The sequence below is a fragment of the Streptomyces sp. NPDC056144 genome, from assembly GCF_042264145.1.
Taxonomy (GTDB): domain Bacteria; phylum Actinomycetota; class Actinomycetes; order Streptomycetales; family Streptomycetaceae; genus Streptomyces.
In genome coordinates, this window is sequence record NZ_JBHJVF010000007.1 from 404,835 (window position 1) to 424,837 (window position 20,003).

22 protein-coding genes are annotated in these 20,003 nt (G+C 70.6%); 16 read left to right on the plus strand and 6 right to left on the minus strand.

The features are described 5' to 3' along the window. Positions 1-21 precede the first annotated feature (21 nt). Positions 22-2,106: a transketolase gene (gene tkt, locus ACFC0Z_RS23515; protein WP_376441213.1), complete on the minus strand. Its 2,085-nt coding sequence runs from the start codon at positions 2,104-2,106 to the stop codon at positions 22-24. A gap of 383 nt (positions 2,107-2,489) precedes the next feature. Here tkt and ACFC0Z_RS23520 point away from each other — a divergent pair, with 383 nt between their 5' ends. The 3 genes from ACFC0Z_RS23520 to ACFC0Z_RS23530 all read left to right on the plus strand — a co-directional run bounded on the left by ACFC0Z_RS23520 (position 2,490) and on the right by ACFC0Z_RS23530 (position 5,052). Next, positions 2,490-3,437 (plus strand): heme o synthase, encoded by a 948-nt coding sequence (locus ACFC0Z_RS23520; protein ID WP_376441215.1) that lies wholly within the window; start codon positions 2,490-2,492, stop codon positions 3,435-3,437. Positions 3,438-3,541: 104 nt separating this feature from the next. Next, positions 3,542-3,862: a hypothetical protein gene (locus ACFC0Z_RS23525; RefSeq protein ID WP_376441218.1), complete on the plus strand. Its 321-nt coding sequence runs from the start codon at positions 3,542-3,544 to the stop codon at positions 3,860-3,862. A gap of 80 nt (positions 3,863-3,942) precedes the next feature. Continuing rightward, positions 3,943-5,052: an amidohydrolase gene (locus ACFC0Z_RS23530; RefSeq protein ID WP_376441221.1), complete on the plus strand. Its 1,110-nt coding sequence runs from the start codon at positions 3,943-3,945 to the stop codon at positions 5,050-5,052. Between the two features lie 111 nt (positions 5,053-5,163). Here ACFC0Z_RS23530 and ACFC0Z_RS23535 read toward each other — a convergent pair whose 3' ends face one another. The 3 genes from ACFC0Z_RS23535 to ACFC0Z_RS23545 all read right to left on the minus strand — a co-directional run bounded on the left by ACFC0Z_RS23535 (position 5,164) and on the right by ACFC0Z_RS23545 (position 7,908). Next, positions 5,164-6,135 (minus strand): heme A synthase, encoded by a 972-nt coding sequence (locus ACFC0Z_RS23535; protein WP_376441323.1) that lies wholly within the window; start codon positions 6,133-6,135, stop codon positions 5,164-5,166. Positions 6,136-6,199: 64 nt separating this feature from the next. Continuing rightward, positions 6,200-6,967 (minus strand): ABC transporter permease, encoded by a 768-nt coding sequence (locus ACFC0Z_RS23540; RefSeq protein WP_376441224.1) that lies wholly within the window; start codon positions 6,965-6,967, stop codon positions 6,200-6,202. Then, the gene (locus tag ACFC0Z_RS23545) at positions 6,964-7,908 is read right to left on the minus strand and encodes an ABC transporter ATP-binding protein (RefSeq protein ID WP_376441226.1); all 945 of its coding nucleotides are present in this window, start codon (positions 7,906-7,908) and stop codon (positions 6,964-6,966) included. Before ACFC0Z_RS23545 ends, ACFC0Z_RS23540 begins: the two co-directional genes overlap by 4 nt. Positions 7,909-8,018: 110 nt before the next feature. Between ACFC0Z_RS23545 and ACFC0Z_RS23550 the strand changes: the two genes are divergently transcribed. The 9 genes from ACFC0Z_RS23550 (at position 8,019) to ACFC0Z_RS23590 (ending at position 15,492) form a co-directional block, all read left to right on the plus strand. Continuing rightward, a complete protein-coding gene (locus ACFC0Z_RS23550) occupies positions 8,019-8,831 on the plus strand; it encodes a formate/nitrite transporter family protein (RefSeq protein ID WP_376441229.1) in 813 nt (270 codons plus the stop codon). Positions 8,832-8,934: 103 nt separating this feature from the next. Continuing rightward, complete coding sequence (locus ACFC0Z_RS23555) at positions 8,935-9,660, plus strand: helix-turn-helix transcriptional regulator (protein ID WP_376441232.1); 726 nt, start codon at positions 8,935-8,937, stop codon at positions 9,658-9,660. Continuing rightward, the gene (sufB, locus tag ACFC0Z_RS23560) at positions 9,657-11,072 is read left to right on the plus strand and encodes a Fe-S cluster assembly protein SufB (protein WP_376441235.1); all 1,416 of its coding nucleotides are present in this window, start codon (positions 9,657-9,659) and stop codon (positions 11,070-11,072) included. Before ACFC0Z_RS23555 ends, sufB begins: the two co-directional genes overlap by 4 nt. Positions 11,073-11,143: 71 nt before the next feature. Beyond that, positions 11,144-12,325 (plus strand): Fe-S cluster assembly protein SufD, encoded by a 1,182-nt coding sequence (gene sufD / locus ACFC0Z_RS23565; RefSeq protein WP_376441238.1) that lies wholly within the window; start codon positions 11,144-11,146, stop codon positions 12,323-12,325. Further along, on the plus strand, positions 12,325-12,642 hold the full coding sequence (locus ACFC0Z_RS23570; RefSeq protein ID WP_376441240.1) for a bifunctional 3-phenylpropionate/cinnamic acid dioxygenase ferredoxin subunit: 318 nt from the start codon (positions 12,325-12,327) through the stop codon (positions 12,640-12,642). The genes sufD and ACFC0Z_RS23570 overlap by 1 nt, the downstream gene beginning before the upstream one ends. A 7-nt stretch (positions 12,643-12,649) precedes the next feature. Beyond that, complete coding sequence (sufC, locus tag ACFC0Z_RS23575; protein ID WP_030692513.1) at positions 12,650-13,414, plus strand: Fe-S cluster assembly ATPase SufC; 765 nt, start codon at positions 12,650-12,652, stop codon at positions 13,412-13,414. Then, complete coding sequence (locus ACFC0Z_RS23580) at positions 13,411-14,679, plus strand: cysteine desulfurase (protein WP_376441243.1); 1,269 nt, start codon at positions 13,411-13,413, stop codon at positions 14,677-14,679. Before sufC ends, ACFC0Z_RS23580 begins: the two co-directional genes overlap by 4 nt. Before the next feature lie 10 nt (positions 14,680-14,689). Beyond that, the gene (sufU, locus tag ACFC0Z_RS23585) at positions 14,690-15,157 is read left to right on the plus strand and encodes a Fe-S cluster assembly sulfur transfer protein SufU (protein ID WP_360806786.1); all 468 of its coding nucleotides are present in this window, start codon (positions 14,690-14,692) and stop codon (positions 15,155-15,157) included. Beyond that, entirely contained in the window at positions 15,154-15,492 is a 339-nt protein-coding gene (locus ACFC0Z_RS23590; protein WP_351794751.1) for a metal-sulfur cluster assembly factor, read from the plus strand. Before sufU ends, ACFC0Z_RS23590 begins: the two co-directional genes overlap by 4 nt. Before the next feature lie 66 nt (positions 15,493-15,558). On the opposite strand, the gene ACFC0Z_RS23595 is transcribed toward ACFC0Z_RS23590, so the two are convergent. Further along, the gene (locus tag ACFC0Z_RS23595) at positions 15,559-16,659 is read right to left on the minus strand and encodes an oxidoreductase (protein WP_376441246.1); all 1,101 of its coding nucleotides are present in this window, start codon (positions 16,657-16,659) and stop codon (positions 15,559-15,561) included. Between the two features lie 62 nt (positions 16,660-16,721). Between ACFC0Z_RS23595 and ACFC0Z_RS23600 the strand changes: the two genes are divergently transcribed. The 4 genes from ACFC0Z_RS23600 (at position 16,722) to ACFC0Z_RS23615 (ending at position 18,990) form a co-directional block, all read left to right on the plus strand. Then, positions 16,722-17,042, plus strand: coding sequence for a DMT family transporter (locus ACFC0Z_RS23600; protein WP_376441248.1), 321 nt, complete (start codon positions 16,722-16,724; stop codon positions 17,040-17,042). Continuing rightward, on the plus strand, positions 17,042-17,659 hold the full coding sequence (locus ACFC0Z_RS23605) for a TetR/AcrR family transcriptional regulator (protein ID WP_376441251.1): 618 nt from the start codon (positions 17,042-17,044) through the stop codon (positions 17,657-17,659). The genes ACFC0Z_RS23600 and ACFC0Z_RS23605 overlap by 1 nt, the downstream gene beginning before the upstream one ends. Before the next feature lie 44 nt (positions 17,660-17,703). Continuing rightward, a complete protein-coding gene (gene dapD / locus ACFC0Z_RS23610) occupies positions 17,704-18,690 on the plus strand; it encodes a 2,3,4,5-tetrahydropyridine-2,6-dicarboxylate N-succinyltransferase (RefSeq protein ID WP_376441254.1) in 987 nt (328 codons plus the stop codon). Positions 18,691-18,780: 90 nt separating this feature from the next. Then, positions 18,781-18,990: a hypothetical protein gene (locus ACFC0Z_RS23615; RefSeq protein WP_376441256.1), complete on the plus strand. Its 210-nt coding sequence runs from the start codon at positions 18,781-18,783 to the stop codon at positions 18,988-18,990. Here ACFC0Z_RS23615 and dapA read toward each other — a convergent pair. Then, positions 18,963-19,907 carry a 4-hydroxy-tetrahydrodipicolinate synthase gene (gene dapA / locus ACFC0Z_RS23620; protein WP_376441257.1) on the minus strand — a complete coding sequence of 315 codons (945 nt, stop codon included), beginning with the start codon at positions 19,905-19,907 and terminating at the stop codon, positions 18,963-18,965. The genes ACFC0Z_RS23615 and dapA overlap by 28 nt on opposite strands. Positions 19,908-20,003: the final 96 nt, after the last annotated feature.

Sequence of the window (20,003 nt, forward strand, 5' to 3'; positions counted from 1 at the left end):
ATTAAGTCGTACGTATGAGCGTCAGCGCGCGGCGGCGGCCAGCGATTCCCGGGCGGCGGCGGCGACGGCCTCCGGCGTGAAGCCGAACTCACGGAAGAGGACCTTCGCGTCGGCCGAGGCACCGAAGTGCTCCAGCGAGACGATCCGGCCGGCGTCCCCGACGTACTTGTGCCAGGTGAGACCGATGCCGGCCTCGACCGCCACACGGGCCTTCACCGACGGCGGCAGGACGGAGTCCTTGTACGCCTGGTCCTGCTCCTCGAACCACTCGACGGACGGCATCGAGACCACACGGGTCGGGACGCCGGCGGCCTGCAGCTGCTCGCGGGCCTCGACGGCCAGGTGCACCTCGGAGCCGGTCGCGATCAGCACCGCCTGCGCGTCGCCGTCCGCCTCGAACAGCACGTAGCCGCCCTTGGCCGCGTCCTCGTTCGGCGCGTACGTCGGCACGCCCTGGCGGGTGAGGGCGAGACCGTGCGGGGCGCCCTTGCCGAAGACCTTGGTGTGCCGCTTCATGATCTCGCGCCAGGCGATCGCCGTCTCGTTGGCGTCGGCCGGACGGACCACGTTCAGACCCGGGATCGCGCGCAGCGAGGCCAGGTGCTCCACCGGCTGGTGGGTCGGGCCGTCCTCGCCGAGGCCGATCGAGTCGTGCGTCCAGACGTACGTCACCGGCAGGTGCATCAGGGCCGACAGACGCACGGCGTTGCGCATGTAGTCGGAGAACACCAGGAAGGTGCCGCCGTAGATGCGCGTGTTGCCGTGGAGCGCGATGCCGTTCATCTCGGCGGCCATCGAGTGCTCGCGGATGCCGAAGTGGATCGTGCGGCCGTACTTGTCCGCCTCGGGCAGCGGGTTGCCCTCGGGCAGGAACGACGAGTTCTTGTCGATCGTCGTGTTGTTCGAGCCGGCGAGGTCGGCCGAGCCGCCCCACAGCTCCGGGATGACCGCGCCGAGCGCCTGGAGGACCTGGCCGGAGGCCGCGCGGGTGGCGACGCCCTTGCCGGGCTCGAAGACGGGGAGCTTCTCCTCCCAGCCGGCCGGCAGCTCGTTCGCCTGGATCCGGTCGAACAGGGCCGCCTGCTCCGGGTTGGCCGTACGCCACTCGGCGAGGGACTTCTCCCACGCGGCGCGGGCCTCGCCACCGCGGGCGCCGAGCGCGCGGGTGTGCGTGATGACCTCGTCGGTGACCTCGAAGGTCTGCTCCGGGTCGAAGCCGAGGACGCGCTTGGTGGCCGCGATCTCCGCGTCGCCGAGCGCCGAGCCGTGCGAGGCCTCGGTGTTCTGCGCGTTCGGGGCGGGCCAGGCGATGATCGAGCGCATCGCGATGAACGACGGGCGCTCGGTCTCGGCCTCGGCCGCCTTGACCGCCGCGTAGAGCGCGGCCGGGTCGAGGTCGCCGTTGGCCTGCGGCTCGACGCGCTGGACGTGCCAGCCGTACGACTCGTACCGCTTCATCGTGTCCTCGGACACGGCGGTCTCGGTGTCGCCCTCGATCGAGATGTGGTTGTCGTCCCACAGCAGGATCAGGTTGCCGAGCTTCTGGTGGCCCGCGAGGGAGGACGCCTCGGCGGAGATGCCCTCCTGGAGGCAGCCGTCACCGGCGATCACGTAGATCCGGTGGTCGAACGGCGAGGTGCCCTCGGCGGCCTCCGGGTCGAACAGGCCGCGCTCGTAGCGGGCGGCCATCGCCATGCCCACGGCGTTGGCGACACCCTGGCCCAGCGGGCCCGTGGTCGTCTCGACGGCGGCGGTGTGGCCGTACTCCGGGTGGCCCGGGGTCTTCGATCCCCACGTGCGGAAGGCCTTCAGGTCGTCCAGCTCGAGACCGAAGCCACCCAGGTACAGCTGGGTGTAGAGGGTCAGCGAGGAGTGGCCCGCGGAGAGGACGAACCGGTCGCGCCCGACCCACTCGGGGTCGGCCGGGTCGTGCCGCATCACCTTCTGGAAGAGGGTGTACGCGGCCGGTGCGAGGCTCATCGCCGTACCGGGATGGCCGTTGCCGACCTTCTGTACGGCGTCCGCGGCCAGGAGGCGGGCGGTGTCGACCGCGCGCTGGTCCAAGTCGGTCCACTGGAAGTCTGTGGTGGTCGGCTGAGTGCTCACCCTGAGTCAGGGCTCCTCTCCACATGTTCGGAAGCCGGTGACTGAGGGTGTACCGGCGGTGTCGAGCCTACCTCCGACGAAGGCCCCGCCAGAGCCCCACGACCCCTGTGCTGCCCCCTCAAATGAGCGCACGGACCCAGAGTGCCGGGCCTTGTGCCACTTCGCCTCCCGAACGACGTCCACCCCTTGGGACGTACCGGGCGACGGGCCGGGGACCCGCCGGGGGCGCACGGCGGACACACCCCCTCAACACACCCCCTCAACACGACCCCACCCCCGCGAAGATCGGCGTCTGGGCAACGTCTACAGTGGCGTGGTACGTGCGAGCTTTACCCCGTCTTCATCCGGGGAACTCGCTGGGAATTTCTCTGTCAGGGGTGTGCGTGACGGCCGTCGAGTCCCGACCCGCAGGGGTCGTCTTGACTCCCAGCCCGGGGGGCCATCGGCCGTTCGGGGCCCTCGTCAAGGCATACGTGGCGCTGACCAAGCCGCGGATCATCGAGCTGCTGCTCATCACGACCGTTCCGGTGATGTTCCTCGCCGAGCAGGGCGTGCCGAACCTGTGGCTGGTGCTCGCCACCTGCTTCGGCGGCTACCTGTCGGCGGGCGGCGCCAACGCGCTGAACATGTACATCGACCGCGACATCGACGCCCTGATGGACCGGACCTCCCAGCGCCCGCTGGTCACCGGCTTCCTGTCGCCGCGCGAGGGCCTGGTCTTCGGCCTCACCCTCGCCGTCGTCTCGACCCTCTGGTTCGGGCTGCTCGTCAACTGGCTCTCCGCCGCGCTCTCGCTCGGCGCGCTGCTCTTCTACGTCGTGATCTACACGATGCTCCTGAAGCGCAGGACCACGCAGAACATCGTGTGGGGCGGCATCGCCGGCTGCCTGCCGGTCCTCATCGGCTGGTCCTCGGTGACCAACTCGATGTCCTGGGCCGCGGTCATCCTCTTCCTCGTCATCTTCTTCTGGACGCCGCCGCACTACTGGCCGCTGTCGATGAAGGTGAAGGACGACTACGCGCGCGCCGGCGTGCCGATGCTCCCGGTCCTGGCCTCCAACAAGGTCGTGGCCAAGCAGATCGTCGCGTACAGCTGGGTGATGGTCGCCGTCTCGCTGCTCCTGACGCCGCTCGGCTACACCGGCTGGTTCTACACGGCCGTGGCGCTGCTCACCGGCGGCTGGTGGCTGTGGGAGGCGCACGCGCTCCTGAACCGCGCCAAGTCGGGCGCGACCGGCGCCAAGCTCAAGGAGATGCGCCTCTTCCACTGGTCCATCACCTACGTCTCGCTGCTCTTCGTGGCGGTCGCGGTGGACCCCTTCCTCCGGTAGGACACGGGGAGGACGGCGCTACGGCTCCGGCGGCCGGGTCACGTGGGATAGACCACGCGACCCGGCCGTCGCCACTTTCTCTACCCATCGGTAGCATCCCTGCCATGGCAGACACGAAGCAGGAAGAGCGCAAGGCGGCCAAGCTCGCGAAGCGGATCCAGGCGTTCTCCTCGGAGCACGGCGGCGCGGAGGGGCACCTCGCCCACATCGGCCAGGCCGGTACCCGGATCGTCCTCGTCGGCACGGACGGCGGCTGGGGCGACGTGGTGGCCCCCACGTACCCGATCGCCCAGCAGGCCGCCGAGAAGGCCGGACTGACCCTCCACGAGGAGTTCGACGGCGAGTTCGCCGCCAAGGTCGTCACGGGGCCGTACGAGTGGACCCGGATGGCCGGCATTCAGATCGGCGGCCCCTCCAACGGCTGACAACAGCCGAGACAACAACCTCGCGCGGGGCTCACCCGTTAGGACGTGTGGAGAGACGTCCACGCAGGGAGCCCCCCGAGATGATCGACCCGCCGAGCCTGGTGGACCAGTACTGCCACGGAGTGCTCCGTACGGAGCTCGGCCTCGGCACCTTCGAGACCCACCTCGGCGCGCACCTCGGCGAAGGACCGGGGCGCCGAGGGCCGGCGCGGCCCGCCGCCGCGGGCACCACGTTCTTCGACACGCAGACCGGTTTCGCCGTACGCCGCTGGTGCCCGCCGCTCCTCGGCCTCGAACCGCACTGCCCGCCCGCCCGCTACCTGGCCCGTCGCCGTGAGCTCGGCGCCGCCGAGGCGGCCCGCCGGCTGCTCAGGGCCACCGGGATCGCCGCGTACCTCGTCGACACCGGCCTCCCGGGCGATCTGACCCGGCCCGCCGAGATCGCCGCCGCGGGCGGCGCCGAGGCCCACGAGATCGTCCGCCTCGAACCCCTCGCCGAACAGGTCGCCGACACCTCGGGGACCGTCGACGCCTTCCTCGCCAACCTCGCGGAGGCCGTCCACGGGGCCGCGGCGGGCGCCGTCGCCTTCGCCTCCGCGGAGGGCGTGGGCCGGGGGCTCGCGACGACACCGGAGCCTCCGGGACCCGGGGAGGTGCGCGGGGCGGCGGGCCGCTGGCTGACCGGCCGTCCCGCGGGCGCACCGCTGACCGACCCCGTCCTGCTGCGGCATCTCGTCTGGATCGCGGTCACGGCGGGGCGTCCGCTCCAGCTCCACGCCGGTGGGCGGAATCCGGCCGTCCTCGCGGACTTCGCCGCCGCCACGGCGAGTCTCGGTGTCGACATTGTTCTGGTATGCGGCGATTCGAGCCGCCGGGACACCGCTCATCTGACGGCTGTCCATCCGCATATTTACGCGGATCTCGGCCGGATTTTCGGTCAGGGAAGCCCCAGGGCGGCGGTCGCCCTGTGCGAAATCCTGGATTCGGCGCCCTTCGGCAAGCTTCTCTTCTCCAGCGGAGCCCACGCCCTGCCGGAGCTCCACGTGGTCGCCGCGAACACGTTCCGTGCGGCGCTCACCCGGGTGCTCGGCGAATGGGTGATGGACGGCGCCTGGTCCCGTACGGACGCGCAGCGCGTCGCCACGATGATCGCGGGCGGCAACGCGCGACGGGTCTACCGGCTCGCGTGACCTTTCAGGCCACGGAGCGTTACCCAAGGGCCGCACGCACGCGGGGCTGATCCGTACTGGACGTATCCGATCTCGCCTTGCGCGAGTTGCTCCTCGCCGCGTGCGGCACTCTCATGCGGCGGAGAGAGTCGCCTCGCCAGTCTGCGAGGGGACAGAGACCGTGCCCTGCGGGCGCTCGCGCAGGCTGAGAGCCAAGCGCAGCACCGCGATCCACATCAGCGAGGAGCCGAGCATGTGGGCGGCGACCAGGATCTCCGGGACGCCCGTGAAGTACTGCAGGTAGCCCACGCCACCCTGCGCGAGCAGCACGATCAGCAGGTCGCGGGCGCGGGCGCGGGTGTCGTCCGGGGCGTCCACCACGCGCAGGACCAGCCACATCGCGACCGCGAGGGCGCAGACGAGCCAGGCGGCGATCGCGTGGACGTGGGCCGCGTTCGTCCAGTCCCACGGCATGCGCGGGACGGCGCTGCTGTCACCGGCGTGCTTGCCGGCGCCGGTCACCGTCGTGCCGAGCACGATGAGGAGCGCGGAGGCGAGCGTGATCGCCCACGACAGCTTGCGGACCGGGCCGGGAACGCGCGGCCGGGGGGCGGTGTCGCCCTCGCCTGCGCGGTGCCAGGTGATGACCGCGACCGTGAGGAGCGCGTTCGCGGCGATGAAGTGGCCGGCGACGGTCCACGGGTTGAGGCCCATCCACACCGTGATGCCGCCGATGACGGCGTTGCTCATCACGATCCAGAACTGCGCCCAGGCCCAGCGGGTGAGGTTGCGGCGCCACGGCTTGGTGCACCGGGCGGCGACGATCGCCCAGCCGACGGCCGCCGACAGGACGTACGTCAGCATCCGGTTGCCGAACTCGATCAGGCCGCGGTAGCCCTGTTCGGGCGTCACGATGAGGCTGTCGTCCGTGCACTTCGGCCAGGTGTCGCAGCCGAGACCGGAACCGGTCAGCCGGACCGCGCCGCCGGTCACGATGATGAGCACGCTCATCACGACGGCGGACAGCGCGGCGCGCCGGAGCGTCCGGGGGGACGGGGTCCAGCGTTTGGCGAGGGAGGCGAGGGGGGTCAGCACGGGCCCTATCGTAGGGCGGCGCTTGTGCGCGCTTTCACGAGGGGGGCGTATGTGGCGGAACGGAATCTTACGGTTACTCCCAGCGGAAGAACCGTGCCGCCGCTCCGAGGCCCAGGACCGCCCAGACGGCCAGGATCAGCGCGTTGCCCCAGGGCATCGACGCGCCGTTCTGCAGGACGTCCCGGAGGCCGTCGGAGAGCGCCGAGATCGGGAGCAGCTCCAGGACGCTCCTGGCGGGCTCGGGGAACTTCTCCAGCGGCACGATGACCCCGCCGCCGACCAGGAGCAGCAGGAAGACCAGGTTGGCGGCGGCGAGGGTGGCCTCCGCCTTCAGCGTGCCCGCCATGAGCAGGCCGAGGCCCGAGAAGGCGGCCGTGCCGAGGACCAGGAGCAGCGCCACCGAGAAGGGGTCGCCGTGCGGCGACCAGCCGAGGGCGAGCGCGATGGCCGTGAGCAGGGCGACCTGGAGCACCTCGGTGACGAGCACGGAGAGCGTCTTGGCGGTCATGAGCGCCCAGCGGGGGAGCGGTGAGGCGCCCAGTCGCTTGAGGACCCCGTACCGCCGCTCGAAACCGGTGGCGATGGCCTGGCCGGTGAAGGCGGTGGACATCACGGCGAGCGCGAGGACGCCGGGGGTGAGGAAGTCGACGGCCTTGTCCGCCCCCGTGTCGATGATGTCGACCGTGGAGAAGAGCACGAGGAGCAGCGAGGGGATGATCACGGTGAGGAGGAGCTGCTCGCCGTTGCGGAGCAGCATCCGGGTCTCCAGCGCGGTCTGCGCGGCGATCATCCGGCCGACGGGCGCGGCGCCCGGCCTGGGGGAGTAGGTGCCCGTGCTCATGACCGCAGTTCCTTGCCCGTGAGTTCGAGGAAGACGTCTTCCAGGGTGTGGCGCTCGACGGAGATGCCGTCGGGCATGACGCCGTGCTGGGCGCACCAGGTGGTGACGGTGGCGAGCAGCTGCGGGTCGACGGTGCCGGTGATCCGGTACGTCCCGGGGAGCGGCTCCGTCGCGGCCGTGCCGTCGGGCAGGGCCTTGAGGAGCGAGCCGAGGTCGAGGCCGGGGCGGCCGGTGAAGCGCAGGGTGTTCTCGGCGCCGCCGCGGCACAGCTCCTCGGGGCTGCCCTGGGCGGCGACCCGGCCGGCGTCGACGATGGCGACGTCGTCGGCGAGCTCCTCGGCCTCCTGCATGAAGTGGGTGGTGAGGACGACCGTCACGCCGTCGGCGCGCAGCTCGCGGACGAGGTCCCAGGTGGCGCGGCGGGCCTGCGGGTCGAGTCCGGCGGTGGGCTCGTCGAGGAAGACGAGTTCGGGGCGGCCGACGACGGCCATGGCGAGCGCGAGGCGCTGCTGCTGGCCGCCGGAGAGCCGCCGGTAGGTCGTACGGCCGCAGGAGCCGAGGCCGAGGCGCTCGATCAGGGCGTCCACGTCGAGGGGGTGGGCGTGGAGCCTGGCCATGTGGCGGAGCATCTCGTCGGCGCGGGCGCCGGAGTAGACGCCGCCGGACTGGAGCATGACGCCGATGCGGGGCCGCAGGGCGGCGGCGTCGGCGACCGGGTCGAGGCCGAGGACGCGGACGGTGCCGCCGTCGGGCCTGCGGTAGCCCTCGCAGGTCTCGATGGTGGTGGTCTTCCCGGCGCCGTTGGGGCCGAGGACGGCGGTGACCGTGCCGGCCCGCACGTCGAGGTCGAGGCCGTCGACGGCGGTCTTGTTCCCGTACCGCTTCACCAGGCCGCGTACCTGGACGACGGCGGCGGCGCTGTCGACGGACTCGTTTCGCATGGAGGGAAGTCTAGAGAGGGGCGAAGGTCCTCCCGGTCCGGGGCCCGGGTCCCTGGAATCGGGACCTTTACGTGCGGTTCACCCGCGCGGGCGGGCATAGCGTCGGCAGGGTGATCAGTGTCGAGCAGAACCTCCAGGAGACGGTCGGGCAGGCCGAGCACAAGGCCCACGACCTGGCCCGTCCGGGCCGGTACGCGGTCTCGGCGATGCTCGCGGGGGCGTACATCGGGATCGGCGAGGTGCTGCTGCTCGTCGCGGTCTCGCCGTTCGTCGCGGAGCACGCGGCGGTGACGAAGCTCCTGGAGGGGGCCGTCTTCCCGATCGCGCTGACGATCGTGATGTTCGCGGGGGCGCAGCTCTTCACCAGCAACGTCATGGTGATGCTGGTCGGCGCGCTGTCCGGGCGCACGGGCGTCAAGGACCTGGTGGGGAGCTGGACGCTCTCCCTCGCGGGGAACTTCGCGGGCGCCTTCGCCTTCGGGGCGATGGTCCATGCCTCCGGGGTGCTCTCGGCGCCGTCGGCGAAGGCGATGCTGGCGGAGCTGGTGGCCGGCAAGGAGGCGCTGGCGGGCGGGCAGCTCTTCTGGCGGGCCGTGCTCTGCAACATGCTGGTCTGCCTGGGCGTGTGGATGTTCTACCGGGTCAAGGGGGACGGGGCGAAGGTCCTCGTGCTGTGGCTGCCGGTGCTCGTCTTCGTCGCGGTGGGCTTCGAGCACTGCGTGGCGAACATGTCGCTCTTCTCGCTCGCGATCCTCGACGGGACGGCCGGATTCGGGGACCTGGGACGCAACCTGCTCTACACCGTGCCGGGCAACATCGTGGGCGGCGGAGCGCTCGTGGCCTGCGTGTACTGGTTCACCGGGCGGCCCGGCGCGGACTCCGCGCAGGCCGGGGAGACGGCTGTCGATTCATCCCACGAATGATCGTTTTCGCAGGTCAGGTAAGCCTTACCTGAGTGATGCACGGCACCGCCGGTGATCCGGGCGTGGCTTGTCAGTCCCCGATTAATTACGCAACAATGGCGTTGTGAAAAACGTTGGCGCGGCTCCGGTGGAGGAACTCGCGACCCGAGAGCGTTCGACGCGCAACCGGGTCGCGCGGTCGATCCTGGACCACGGTCCCTCGACCGTCGCCGACCTCGCCGGACGGCTCAGCCTCACCCAGGCCGCCGTCCGCCGCCACCTCGACTCGCTCGTCGCCGACAACGTCGTCGAGGCCCGCGAGCAGCGCGTCTACGGGACCCGGTCCCGCGGCCGCCCCGCCAAGGTCTTCGCGCTCACCGACTTCGGCCGGGACGCCTTCGACCAGTCGTACGACTCGCTGGCCGTCGAGGCACTCCGCTGGATCGAGCGCAACGCCGGCGGGGAGGCGGCCGTCGCCGCCTTCGCCCGCGACCGGATCGAGACCCAGGGCGACCGCTACCGCGAAGCCGTCGAGTCGGCCGATCCCGAGGACCGCGCGGAGGCGCTCGCCAAGGCGCTCACGGCGGACGGGTACGCTGCCACTGCGCGGAACGCGCCGGTCGGCGAGCAGCTCTGCCAGCACCACTGCCCGGTCGCCCACGTCGCCGAGCAGTACCCGCAGCTGTGCGAGGCGGAGACGGAGTTCTTCTCCCGCCTCCTGGGAACGCACGTCCAGCGTCTGGCCACCATCGCGCATGGTGACGGCGTCTGCACGACGTTCATCCCGCACAGCACCCCACAGACCACGTCAGAAGCATCTGTCAGCACGGCCGGGAGGAACCCCGCATGACCACCGAGATCAGCCACCCCGAGCTCGAGGGCCTGGGTCGGTACGAGTACGGCTGGGCCGACTCCGACGCGGCCGGCGCCACCGCGAAGCGCGGTCTCAACGAGGACGTCGTCCGCGACATCTCCTCGAAGAAGAACGAGCCCGAGTGGATGCTGAACCTGCGTCTCAAGGGTCTGCGGCTCTTCGGCAAGAAGCCCATGCCGACCTGGGGCTCCGACCTCTCCGGCATCGACTTCGACAACATCAAGTACTTCGTGCGGTCCACCGAGAAGCAGGCCGAGTCCTGGGAGGACCTGCCGGAGGACATCAAGAACACGTACGACAAGCTCGGCATCCCGGAGGCGGAGAAGCAGCGCCTCGTCGCCGGTGTCGCCGCCCAGTACGAGTCCGAGGTCGTCTACCACCAGATCCGCGAGGACCTGGAGGAGCAGGGCGTCATCTTCGTCGACACCGACACCGCGCTGAAGGAGCACGAGGAGCTCTTCAAGGAGTACTTCGGCACCGTCATCCCGGTCGGCGACAACAAGTTCGCCTCCCTGAACACGGCCGTGTGGTCCGGCGGCTCCTTCATCTACGTGCCGAAGGGCGTGCACGTCGAGATCCCGCTCCAGGCCTACTTCCGTATCAACACGGAGAACATGGGCCAGTTCGAGCGGACGCTGATCATCGTCGACGAGGACGCCTACGTCCACTACGTCGAGGGCTGCACCGCCCCGATCTACTCCTCGGACTCGCTGCACTCCGCGGTCGTCGAGATCATCGTGAAGAAGGGCGGCCGCTGCCGCTACACGACCATCCAGAACTGGTCGAACAACGTCTACAACCTGGTGACCAAGCGCGCCGTCGCCTACGAGGGCGCCACCATGGAGTGGGTCGACGGCAACATCGGCTCCAAGGTCACCATGAAGTACCCGGCCGTCTACCTCATGGGCGAGCACGCCAAGGGCGAGACCCTGTCCATCGCCTTCGCGGGCGAGGGCCAGCACCAGGACGCCGGCGCCAAGATGGTCCACCTGGCCCCGAACACCTCCTCCAACATCGTCTCCAAGTCGGTGGCGCGAGGCGGCGGCCGGACCTCCTACCGCGGTCTCATCGAGATCGGCGAGGGCGCCCCGGGCTCCAAGTCCAACGTCCTCTGCGACGCCCTGCTCGTCGACACGATCTCCCGCTCGGACACGTACCCCTACGTGGACGTCCGCGAGGACGACGTCTCCATGGGCCACGAGGCCACCGTCTCCAAGGTCTCCGAGGACCAGCTCTTCTACCTGATGAGCCGCGGCCTCACCGAGTTCGAGGCCATGGCGATGATCGTCCGCGGCTTCGTCGAGCCCATCGCCAAGGAGCTCCCGATGGAGTACGCCCTGGAGCTCAACCGGCTGATCGAGCTGCAGATGGAGGGTTCGGTCGGCTAAGGCCGCCGCCCCGCCCCGTCAGCAGCGCCCGATTTCTTTTACGTACGCAGGAAGAGAGCAACACGACAGCCATGGCTGAGGCTCAGAACATCCCCGCGGGCTCCACCACCGCGGGCTCGATCGCGGTGGCCGCCGAGTCCACCGTCGCCACGCGCATGAGCGCGCCCCCGTCCTTCGACGTCGCGGACTTCCCCGTCCCGCACGGCCGCGAGGAGGAGTGGCGGTTCACCCCGCTGGCGCGTCTGCGCGGCCTTCACGACGGCACCGCCGTCGCCTCCGGCGAGGGCGTCAAGGTCGAGGTCCAGGCTCCCGAGGGCGTCACGGTGGAGACCGTCGGCCGCGAGGACGAGCGGCTCGGCAAGGCCGGCAAGCCGGTCGACCGCGTCGCCGCCCAGGCCTACTCCTCCTTCGAGAAGGCCTCGGTCGTCACCGTCGCCAAGGAGGCCGTCCTCACCGAGCCGATCCGCATCGCGGTCCACGGCCAGGGCGGGGTCGCCTTCGGCCACCAGGTGATCGAGCTCGGCGCCTTCGCCGAGGCCGTCGTGGTCATCGACCACACCGGTGACGCCGTGCTCGCCGCCAACGTGGACTACGTCCTCGGCGACGGCGCCAAGCTCACCGTCGTCTCCGTCCAGGACTGGGACGAGACCGCCGTCCACGTCGCCCAGCACAACGCGCTGGTCGGCCGCGACGCCTCCTTCAAGTCGGTCGTCGTCACCTTCGGCGGCGACGTCGTCCGCCTCCACCCGCGTGTCCAGTACGCGGCGCCGGGCGGCGAGGCCGAGCTCTTCGGTCTGTACTTCACCGACGCGGGCCAGCACCAGGAGCACCGCCTCCTCGTCGACCACAACACCCCGCACTGCAAGTCCAACGTGGCCTACAAGGGCGCGCTGCAGGGCCAGGACGCGCACGCCGTCTGGATCGGCGACGTGCTCATCCAGGCCGCCGCCGAGGGCACCGACACGTACGAGCTCAACCGGAACCTGGTCCTCACGGACGGTGCCCGGGTCGACTCCGTGCCGAACCTGGAGATCGAGACCGGCGAGATCGCCGGCGCCGGCCACGCCTCGGCCACCGGCCGTTTCGACGACGAGCAGCTCTTCTACCTGATGGCCCGCGGCATCCCGGAGGCCGAGGCCCGCCGCCTCGTCGTCCGCGGCTTCTTCGCGGAGCTCGTCCAGCAGATCGGTCTGCCCGACGTCCAGGAGCGCCTCCTCGCCAAGATCGAGGCCGAGCTGGAGGCCTCCGTCTGATGGCCTTCGTCCGAGTCTGCGCGCTGAGCGAGCTGGAGGCCGACACCCCGAAGCGGGTCGAGGTCGACGGCACGCCGGTGTCGGTCGTCAGCACCGAGGGCGAGGTGTTCGCGATCAACGACATCTGCTCGCACGCGAACGTCTCCCTCTCGGAGGGCGAGGTCGAGGACTGCGCCATCGAGTGCTGGCTGCACGGGTCGAGCTTCGACCTGCGCACCGGCAAGCCCTCCGGCCTTCCCGCGACGCGGCCCGTCCCCGTATACCCCGTAAAGATCGAAGGGGACGATGTGCTCGTCTCCGTCACCCAGGAGTCCTGAGTCACCCATGGCAACGCTTGAAATCCACGACCTGCACGTCTCCGTCGAGGCCGAGAACGGCCCCCGGGAGATCCTCAAGGGTGTCGACCTGACCATCAAGCAGGGCGAGACCCACGCCGTCATGGGCCCCAACGGCTCCGGCAAGTCGACCCTCGCGTACTCGCTCGCCGGCCACCCGAAGTACACGGTCACCGGCGGCACCGTCACCCTCGACGGCGAGGACGTCCTGGAGATGTCGGTCGACGAGCGCGCCCGCGCCGGCGTCTTCCTGGCCATGCAGTACCCGGTCGAGGTCCCCGGCGTCTCGGTCTCCAACTTCCTGCGCACCTCCGCCACCGCCGTCCGCGGCGAGGCCCCCAAGCTGCGCACCTGGGTGAAGGAGGTCAAGTCCGCGATGGAGCAGCTCCAGATGGACCCGGCCTTCGCCGAGCGCAACGTCAACGAGGGCTTCTCCGGCGGTGAGAAGAAGCGCCACGAGATCCTCCAGCTGGAGCTCCTCAAGCCGAAGATCGCGATCCTCGACGAGACCGACTCCGGCCTCGACGTCGACGCGCTCCGCATCGTCTCCGAGGGCGTCAACCGCGTCCGCGAGACCGGCGAGGTCGGCACGCTGCTGATCACCCACTACACGCGCATCCTGCGCTACATCAAGCCCGACTTCGTGCACGTCTTCGCGAACGGCCGCATCGCCGAGTCCGGCGGCGCCGAGCTCGCCGACGTCCTGGAGAACGAGGGCTACGACAAGTACGTGAAGGGTGGCGCATCCGCGTGACTTCTGCCCATCAGGGGCTCTCCGGCCTCCTCGACACCGAGGCGATCCGCAAGGACTTCCCGCTCCTGGATCGCGTGGTCCACGACGGCAAGAAGATCGTGTACCTGGACTCCGCGGCGACCTCGCAGAAGCCGCGCCAGGTGCTCGACGCGCTGAACCAGTACTACGAGCGGCACAACGCCAACGTGCACCGCGGCGTGTACACGGTCGCCGAGGAGGCGACGGCGCTGTACGAGGGCGCGCGTGACAAGGTCGCGGCCTTCATCAACGCGCCGAGCCGCGACGAGGTGATCTTCACCAAGAACGCCTCGGAGTCGCTCAACCTCGTGGCCAACATGCTGGGCTGGGCCGAGGAGCCCTACCGCGTGGACCACGAGACCGAGATCGCCATCACGGAGATGGAGCACCACTCCAACATCGTGCCGTGGCAGCTGCTCTCGCAGCGCACGGGCGCGAAGCTGAAGTGGTTCGGCCTCACCGACGACGGCCGTCTCGACCTCTCCAACATCGAAGAGGTCATCACCGAGAAGACCAAGATCGTCTCGTTCACGCTGGTCTCGAACCTGCTGGGCACGGTCAACCCGGTCGAGACGATCATCCGTCGCGCCCAGGAGGTCGGTGCGCTCGTCTGCATCGACGCCTCGCAGGCGGCCCCGCACATGGTCCTGGACGTGCAGGCGCTCCAGGCCGACTTCGTGGCCTTCACCGGCCACAAGATGTGCGGCCCGACCGGCATCGGCGTGCTGTGGGGACGGCAGGAGCTCCTGGAGGACCTCCCGCCCTTCCTCGGCGGCGGCGAGATGATCGAGACCGTCTCGATGCACTCCTCGACCTACGCCCCGGCCCCGCACAAGTTCGAGGCGGGTACGCCCCCGATCGCCCAGGCCGTCGGCCTCGGCGCGGCCGTGGACTACCTGTCGGCGATCGGCATGGAGAACATCGCGCGCCACGAGCACGCGATCACCGAGTACGCCGTCCGCCGCCTCCAGGAGGTTCCGGACCTGCGGATCATCGGCCCCACCACGGCCGAGGACCGCGGCGCGGCGATCTCCTTCACGCTCGGCGACATCCACCCCCACGACGTGGGTCAGGTGCTCGACGAGGAGGGCATCGCGGTCCGCGTCGGCCACCACTGCGCGCGCCCCGTCTGCCTGCGCTACGGAATTCCGGCGACCACGCGAGCGTCGTTCTATCTGTACTCCACTCCGGCCGAGGTCGACGCCCTCGTCGCGGGGCTGGAGCACGTACGGAACTTCTTCGGGTAGGGGTACGGTCGTGAAGCTGGATTCGATGTACCAGGACGTCATCCTGGACCACTACAAGCACCCGCACGGGCGCGGTCTCCGGGACGGCGACGCCGAGGTGCACCACGTCAACCCGACGTGCGGCGACGAGATCACGCTCCGCGTGAAGTACGACGGCTCGCGGATCGCCGACGTCTCGTACGAGGGCCAGGGCTGCTCCATCAGCCAGGCCTCGGCCTCGGTCCTCAACGAGCTGCTCGTCGGCAAGGAGCTCGCCGAGGCGCAGAAGATCCAGGGCACGTTCCTGGAGCTGATGCAGTCGAAGGGCCAGATCGAGCCCGACGACGCGATGGAGGAGGTCCTGGAGGACGCGGTCGCGTTCGCGGGCGTCTCCAAGTACCCGGCCCGTGTGAAGTGCGCGCTGCTCAGCTGGATGGCGTGGAAGGACGCGACCGCCCAGGCCCTGGGTGACGGTGTCGCTGAGAGGAAGTCGGCATGACCGAGAACGCCGAGGCCACGATGAAGCCGGCCTCCGAGGAAGAAGTCCGTGAGGCGCTGTACGACGTCGTCGACCCCGAGCTGGGCATCGACGTCGTCAACCTGGGCCTGATCTACGGCATCCACATCGACGACTCGAACGTCGCGACCCTGGACATGACGCTGACGTCCGCGGCCTGCCCGCTGACCGACGTGATCGAGGACCAGGCCCGCTCCGCGACGGACGGCATCGTCAACGAGCTGAAGATCAACTGGGTCTGGATGCCCCCGTGGGGCCCGGACAAGATCACCGACGACGGCCGCGAGCAGCTCCGCGCGCTCGGCTTCAACGTCTGATCGAGCCTGTACGACGGAACGGCCGCACCCTTCGGGGTGCGGCCGTTCTCGCGTGTGCGGGGCCCGTCAGAGGCCGGCGGCGCGGGTCAGGTCCGGGGCCAGGTTCTCCTTGCGGATGCGGAGGTCGACGTAGAGCAGGGCCGTCGCCATCGCGGGGAAGACCGAGACGGCGAGCTGGCTGACCAGCTGGCCGAGGATCAGGAACGAGAGGACCACCACCACGACGACGACCGCCGCACCGGCGCTGTCGCCGCCGTGCATGCCCAGGAGCGGGATCCACGCCACCATGGACAGGATCTGCTGGATCACCATCGCGACGGCGCTCGCGATCAGGCCGACGAGCAGGATGACGCCGAAGGAGCGCCACCAGTTGTCGCGGATCAGGGCCGAGGAGCGGCGCATCGAGGCCGTCACGCCCTGGCCCTCCATGACCGCGACCGAGGGGGCCAGGCTGAACTTCACCCAGAGCCAGGCGGACAGCGGCGCGAGGAGCAGCGCGAGGGCGACGCCGATGAGCGGCAGGGCGATGTAGTCGCCGACCGGGGGGTCGTCCGAGTCGACCGAGGCGGCGAAGGCCGCGAAGAACATGCCGACGAACCCGGCCATCGCGAGGAGCATCGGGAGCATCGTGGCGAGGACGGTGAGGATCGTCGTGCCGAGGACCGTTGCTGTCCGGGACCAGGCCCGGCGCCACAGCTCGCCGAAGCGGAGCGGGCGGCCGAGGACGGCCTCCTGGACCACGGCGGGGCAGGCCGCCGCGAGGACCGCGCCGGCGACGGCCATCGCGACCGTGGCGACGAGGCAGACGAGGCCGAAGGCCACGAGCAGCGGACGGACGTCGGCCCACTGCGGTTCCTGGTACGTCGGCAGGTCGAAGACGGCCGGGAGGAGGTCGGCCACGGAGGCGTAAGCGATGCCGATGGCCCCGAGGACCACGACGATCGCCGCGCCGTAGACGGCGCCGGTGACGCCGAGCAGCTGCTTCCAGTGGCGGCCGAACGCGGCGAACGTTCCCGAGAGGATGGCGCCGACGCCGAGCGGCGCCAGGGGTATGACCCCCGGCTTCGGGGGCGGTGGCGGATAGCCGGGGCCGTATCCGTATCCGTACCCGTACCCGCCGGGTCCGTTTCCGGGGCCGTACGGCGGCGGTCCTGGGGGAATCGTCATGGGGGACAAGGTAGCGGTCGCCCGTGCGTACTGTCGTACATATGTTGTGTACGCTCGTACACATGGGATACGGACTCCTCGCGGGCGCCATCGCGGCCGAGATCCTCGCGACCACCTCGATGAAGTACAGCGACGGATTCACCAAGCTCTGGCCCTCGCTGATCACCGGCGTCGGCTATGTCGTCGCCTTCGCCCTCCTCGCCCAGGCGCTCAAGACCCTCCAGGTCGGCACCGCGTACGCCATCTGGTCCGGCGTCGGCACCGCCGCCGTCGCCGTCATCGGCTTCCTCTTCCTCGGCGAGAGCCTCAACGCCGCGAAGATCGCGGGAATCGTCCTCATCATCGCCGGGGTGGCCGTCCTCAACCTCGGTGGAGCCCACTGATGCCCCGGACGCGGCGGTACGACCCCGAGCGCCGCGACCGGATCCTCGAGGCGGCCCTCCGGGTCGCCCGCGAGGGCGGGATCGCCGGGATCACCCACCGCACGGTGGCCGCCGAGGCGGACGTGCCGCTCGGCTCGACCACGTACCACTTCGGCTCCCTCGACGAACTCCTCGTCGCCGCCCTCCGCAAGGCCAACGAGAGCTTCGGGCGGGTCCTGGCGGACGGCCTCGGCGCCACCGGACCCGGCGCCACCGGACCCGGTGAGGGCCTCGCCGCCACCCTCGCGCGGCTGCTCGGCGAGTGGCTCGGCGGCGAACGCGCGCGCGTGGAGCTGGAGTACGAGCTCTACCTCGCCGCCCTCCGCAGGCCCGCCCTGCGGCCCGTCGCCGCCGAATGGGCCGACACCGTCACCGCCGTCCTCGCCCCCCGCACCGACCCCGTCACCGCCCGGGCCGTCGTCGCCCTCATGGACGGCGTCTGCCTCCAGGTCCTGCTCACGGACGGGGTGTACGACGAGGAGTTCGCGCGCGAGACGCTCGCCCGGGTCCTGAAGGAAGAGACGGAACCCGCAGGTGGGACCTCGTCGGAAGCGCCGACGCGCTCGACCGGAACCTGAGACCGGTTGGCCCGGGCGGGGGCCCGGCGGTTAGGTTTTCCGTCATGACGACCACTGCTCCTCGTACCACCGGCGCCGTCGCCGCCGGCCTCGCCACCATCGCCGGTGACGGCTCCGTTCTCGACACCTGGTTCCCCGCCCCCGAGCTGACCGACGAGCCCGGCCCCGCCGGCACCACCCGGCTCACCGCCGACGAGGCCCTCAACGCCCTCGGCGAAGGCGCCGTCAAGGCCCTCGGCGTCGACGCCCGCCGCGGCGTCGAGGTGGTCGCCGTCCGCACCGCCGTCGCCTCCCTCGACGACAAGCCCCTCGACGCCCACGACGCCTACCTGCGCCTGCACCTGCTCAGCCACCGGCTCGTCCGGCCGCACGGCCAGAACCTCGACGGCGTCTTCGGCCTCCTCACCAACGTCGCCTGGACCTCCCTCGGCCCCGTCGCCGTCGAGGACGTCGAGAAGGTACGGCTCAACGCCCGCGCCGAAGGCCTCCACCTCCAGGTCACCTCGATCGACAAGTTCCCCCGCATGACCGACTACGTCGCCCCCGCCGGCGTCCGCATCGCCGACGCCGACCGCGTCCGCCTCGGCGCCCACCTCGCCGCCGGCACCACCGTCATGCACGAGGGCTTCGTCAACTTCAACGCCGGCACCCTCGGCACCTCCATGGTCGAAGGCCGCATCTCCGCCGGCGTCGTCGTCGGCAACGGCTCCGACATCGGCGGCGGCGCCTCCACCATGGGCACCCTCTCCGGCGGCGGCAACGTCGTCATCTCCATCGGCGAGCGCTGCCTCATCGGCGCCGAGGCCGGCGTCGGCATCGCGCTCGGCGACGAGTGCGTCGTCGAGGCCGGTCTGTACGTCACCGCCGGCACCCGGGTGACCATGCCCGACGGCCAGGTCGTGAAGGCCCGCGAGCTCTCCGGCGCCTCGAACATCCTCTTCCGCCGCAACTCCGTCACCGGCACCGTCGAGGCCCGCCCGAACAACGCGGTCTGGGGCGGCCTCAACGACATCCTGCACAGCCACAACTGACACCACCCCGTGGCGCGGTGACTCTGCGTCAGCGCATGCCGTTAGGCAGGACGCAGAGTCACTTGTACGCAATCACGGCGAGGAGTCGACATGAGGACGAAGCCCACGGTCGTCGGGGTGCTCACGATGGCGGCGGTTCTGCTGCCGGCCGGCGAAGCCCTGGCGGACGAGACGCACAGTCACTCGCACAACGGGCCGAACGTCTCCCTGATCTCCACCGGGCAGATCGACGACCCGCTGGAGGACGTCCTGGAGCACGCCGCGATCCTCGGTCACACCACGACGACCGACTCCGCCTGAACCGAGTCCTCCCGGCCGAGTGCCTCGTACGCCGCCCGCAGCCCGTCGACCGCCTCCCGGCCGGCGGGCTGCAGCGGTTCCCGCAGCGCCCCGCCGAGCAGTGTCCCGCCGAGCAGCGCCTTCGCGGTCACCGTCCCCGGCAGGCCGGAGTTCATCATCAGCTCGGCCAGCGGCAGCACCCGCGCGTTCAGCCGGGTCGCCTCCGCCGTGTCGCCCGCGTCGAACGCGTCCAGGATCGCCCGCAGCTCCCGGGGGACCACGTTGGCGACCGTGCTCACGTAGCCCGCGCCGCCGACCGCGTACAGCGGCAGGTTCAGCTCCTCGCACCCGGAGTAGTACGCGAGGCCGGTCTCCGCGATCAGCCGGGCGGCGGCGAACAGGTCGTACGAGCAGTCCTTCACCGCCACGATCCGCGGGTGCTCCGCGAGCCGCCGCATGGTCGCCGGTTCGACGCGCGTGCCCGTACGCCCCGGGATGTCGTAGACCATCACCGGCAGCCCGGTCGCGTCCGCGACCTTGAGGAAGTGCGCCTCGACCGCGGCCTGCGGCGGGCGGCTGTAGTACGGGGTGACGACGAGCAGCCCGTCGGCGCCCGCCTCCTCCGCCTGGCGGGCCAGCTCGGCGGTGTGCCGGGTGTCGGCGGTGCCGATGCCGGTGAGGACCGGCGTGCCCGGGCCGACGGCGTCCCTGACCGCGCGGACGAGCGCGGACTTCTCGGCGTCGGAGGTGGTCGGGGACTCCCCGGTGGTGCCGTTGAGGACCAGTCCGTCGCAGCCCTCGCCGACGAGGTGGACCGCGAGCTTCGCCGCCTCGTCGAGGTCGAGCCCGCCGTCGGGGGCGAAGGGGGTGACCATCGCGCAGAGCGCGCGGCCGAAGGGGCGTTCCGTGCCGGGGCTGTTCATCGTGCTCGTGCTCATGGAACGAGTCTGGGCGCGCGGGACCGTGAAGGTCTACTTAGATCTTCTTGGTTCGAGGATTCAGTTCCCGTGAACAGTCGGGTCTGGCATGATCGG

Excerpts from the sequence above, each read along its gene's own strand:
- ACFC0Z_RS23540 (WP_376441224.1), bottom strand. The coding sequence starts at position 6,967 with ATGAGCACGGGCACCTACTCCCCCAGGCCGGGCGCCGCGCCCGTCGGC.
- ACFC0Z_RS23525 (WP_376441218.1), top strand. The coding sequence starts at position 3,542 with ATGGCAGACACGAAGCAGGAAGAGCGCAAGGCGGCCAAGCTCGCGAAG.
- ACFC0Z_RS23615 (WP_376441256.1), top strand. The coding sequence starts at position 18,781 with ATGAGGACGAAGCCCACGGTCGTCGGGGTGCTCACGATGGCGGCGGTT.
- ACFC0Z_RS23590 (WP_351794751.1), top strand. The coding sequence starts at position 15,154 with ATGACCGAGAACGCCGAGGCCACGATGAAGCCGGCCTCCGAGGAAGAA.
- sufD (WP_376441238.1), top strand. The coding sequence starts at position 11,144 with ATGGCTGAGGCTCAGAACATCCCCGCGGGCTCCACCACCGCGGGCTCG.
- ACFC0Z_RS23605 (WP_376441251.1), top strand. The coding sequence starts at position 17,042 with ATGCCCCGGACGCGGCGGTACGACCCCGAGCGCCGCGACCGGATCCTC.
- ACFC0Z_RS23530 (WP_376441221.1), top strand. The coding sequence starts at position 3,943 with ATGATCGACCCGCCGAGCCTGGTGGACCAGTACTGCCACGGAGTGCTC.
- dapA (WP_376441257.1), bottom strand. The coding sequence starts at position 19,907 with ATGAGCACGAGCACGATGAACAGCCCCGGCACGGAACGCCCCTTCGGC.
- ACFC0Z_RS23600 (WP_376441248.1), top strand. The coding sequence starts at position 16,722 with ATGGGATACGGACTCCTCGCGGGCGCCATCGCGGCCGAGATCCTCGCG.
- ACFC0Z_RS23545 (WP_376441226.1), bottom strand. The coding sequence starts at position 7,908 with ATGCGAAACGAGTCCGTCGACAGCGCCGCCGCCGTCGTCCAGGTACGC.
- sufB (WP_376441235.1), top strand. The coding sequence starts at position 9,657 with ATGACCACCGAGATCAGCCACCCCGAGCTCGAGGGCCTGGGTCGGTAC.
- ACFC0Z_RS23595 (WP_376441246.1), bottom strand. The coding sequence starts at position 16,659 with ATGACGATTCCCCCAGGACCGCCGCCGTACGGCCCCGGAAACGGACCC.
- dapD (WP_376441254.1), top strand. The coding sequence starts at position 17,704 with ATGACGACCACTGCTCCTCGTACCACCGGCGCCGTCGCCGCCGGCCTC.
- sufC (WP_030692513.1), top strand. The coding sequence starts at position 12,650 with ATGGCAACGCTTGAAATCCACGACCTGCACGTCTCCGTCGAGGCCGAG.
- ACFC0Z_RS23570 (WP_376441240.1), top strand. The coding sequence starts at position 12,325 with ATGGCCTTCGTCCGAGTCTGCGCGCTGAGCGAGCTGGAGGCCGACACC.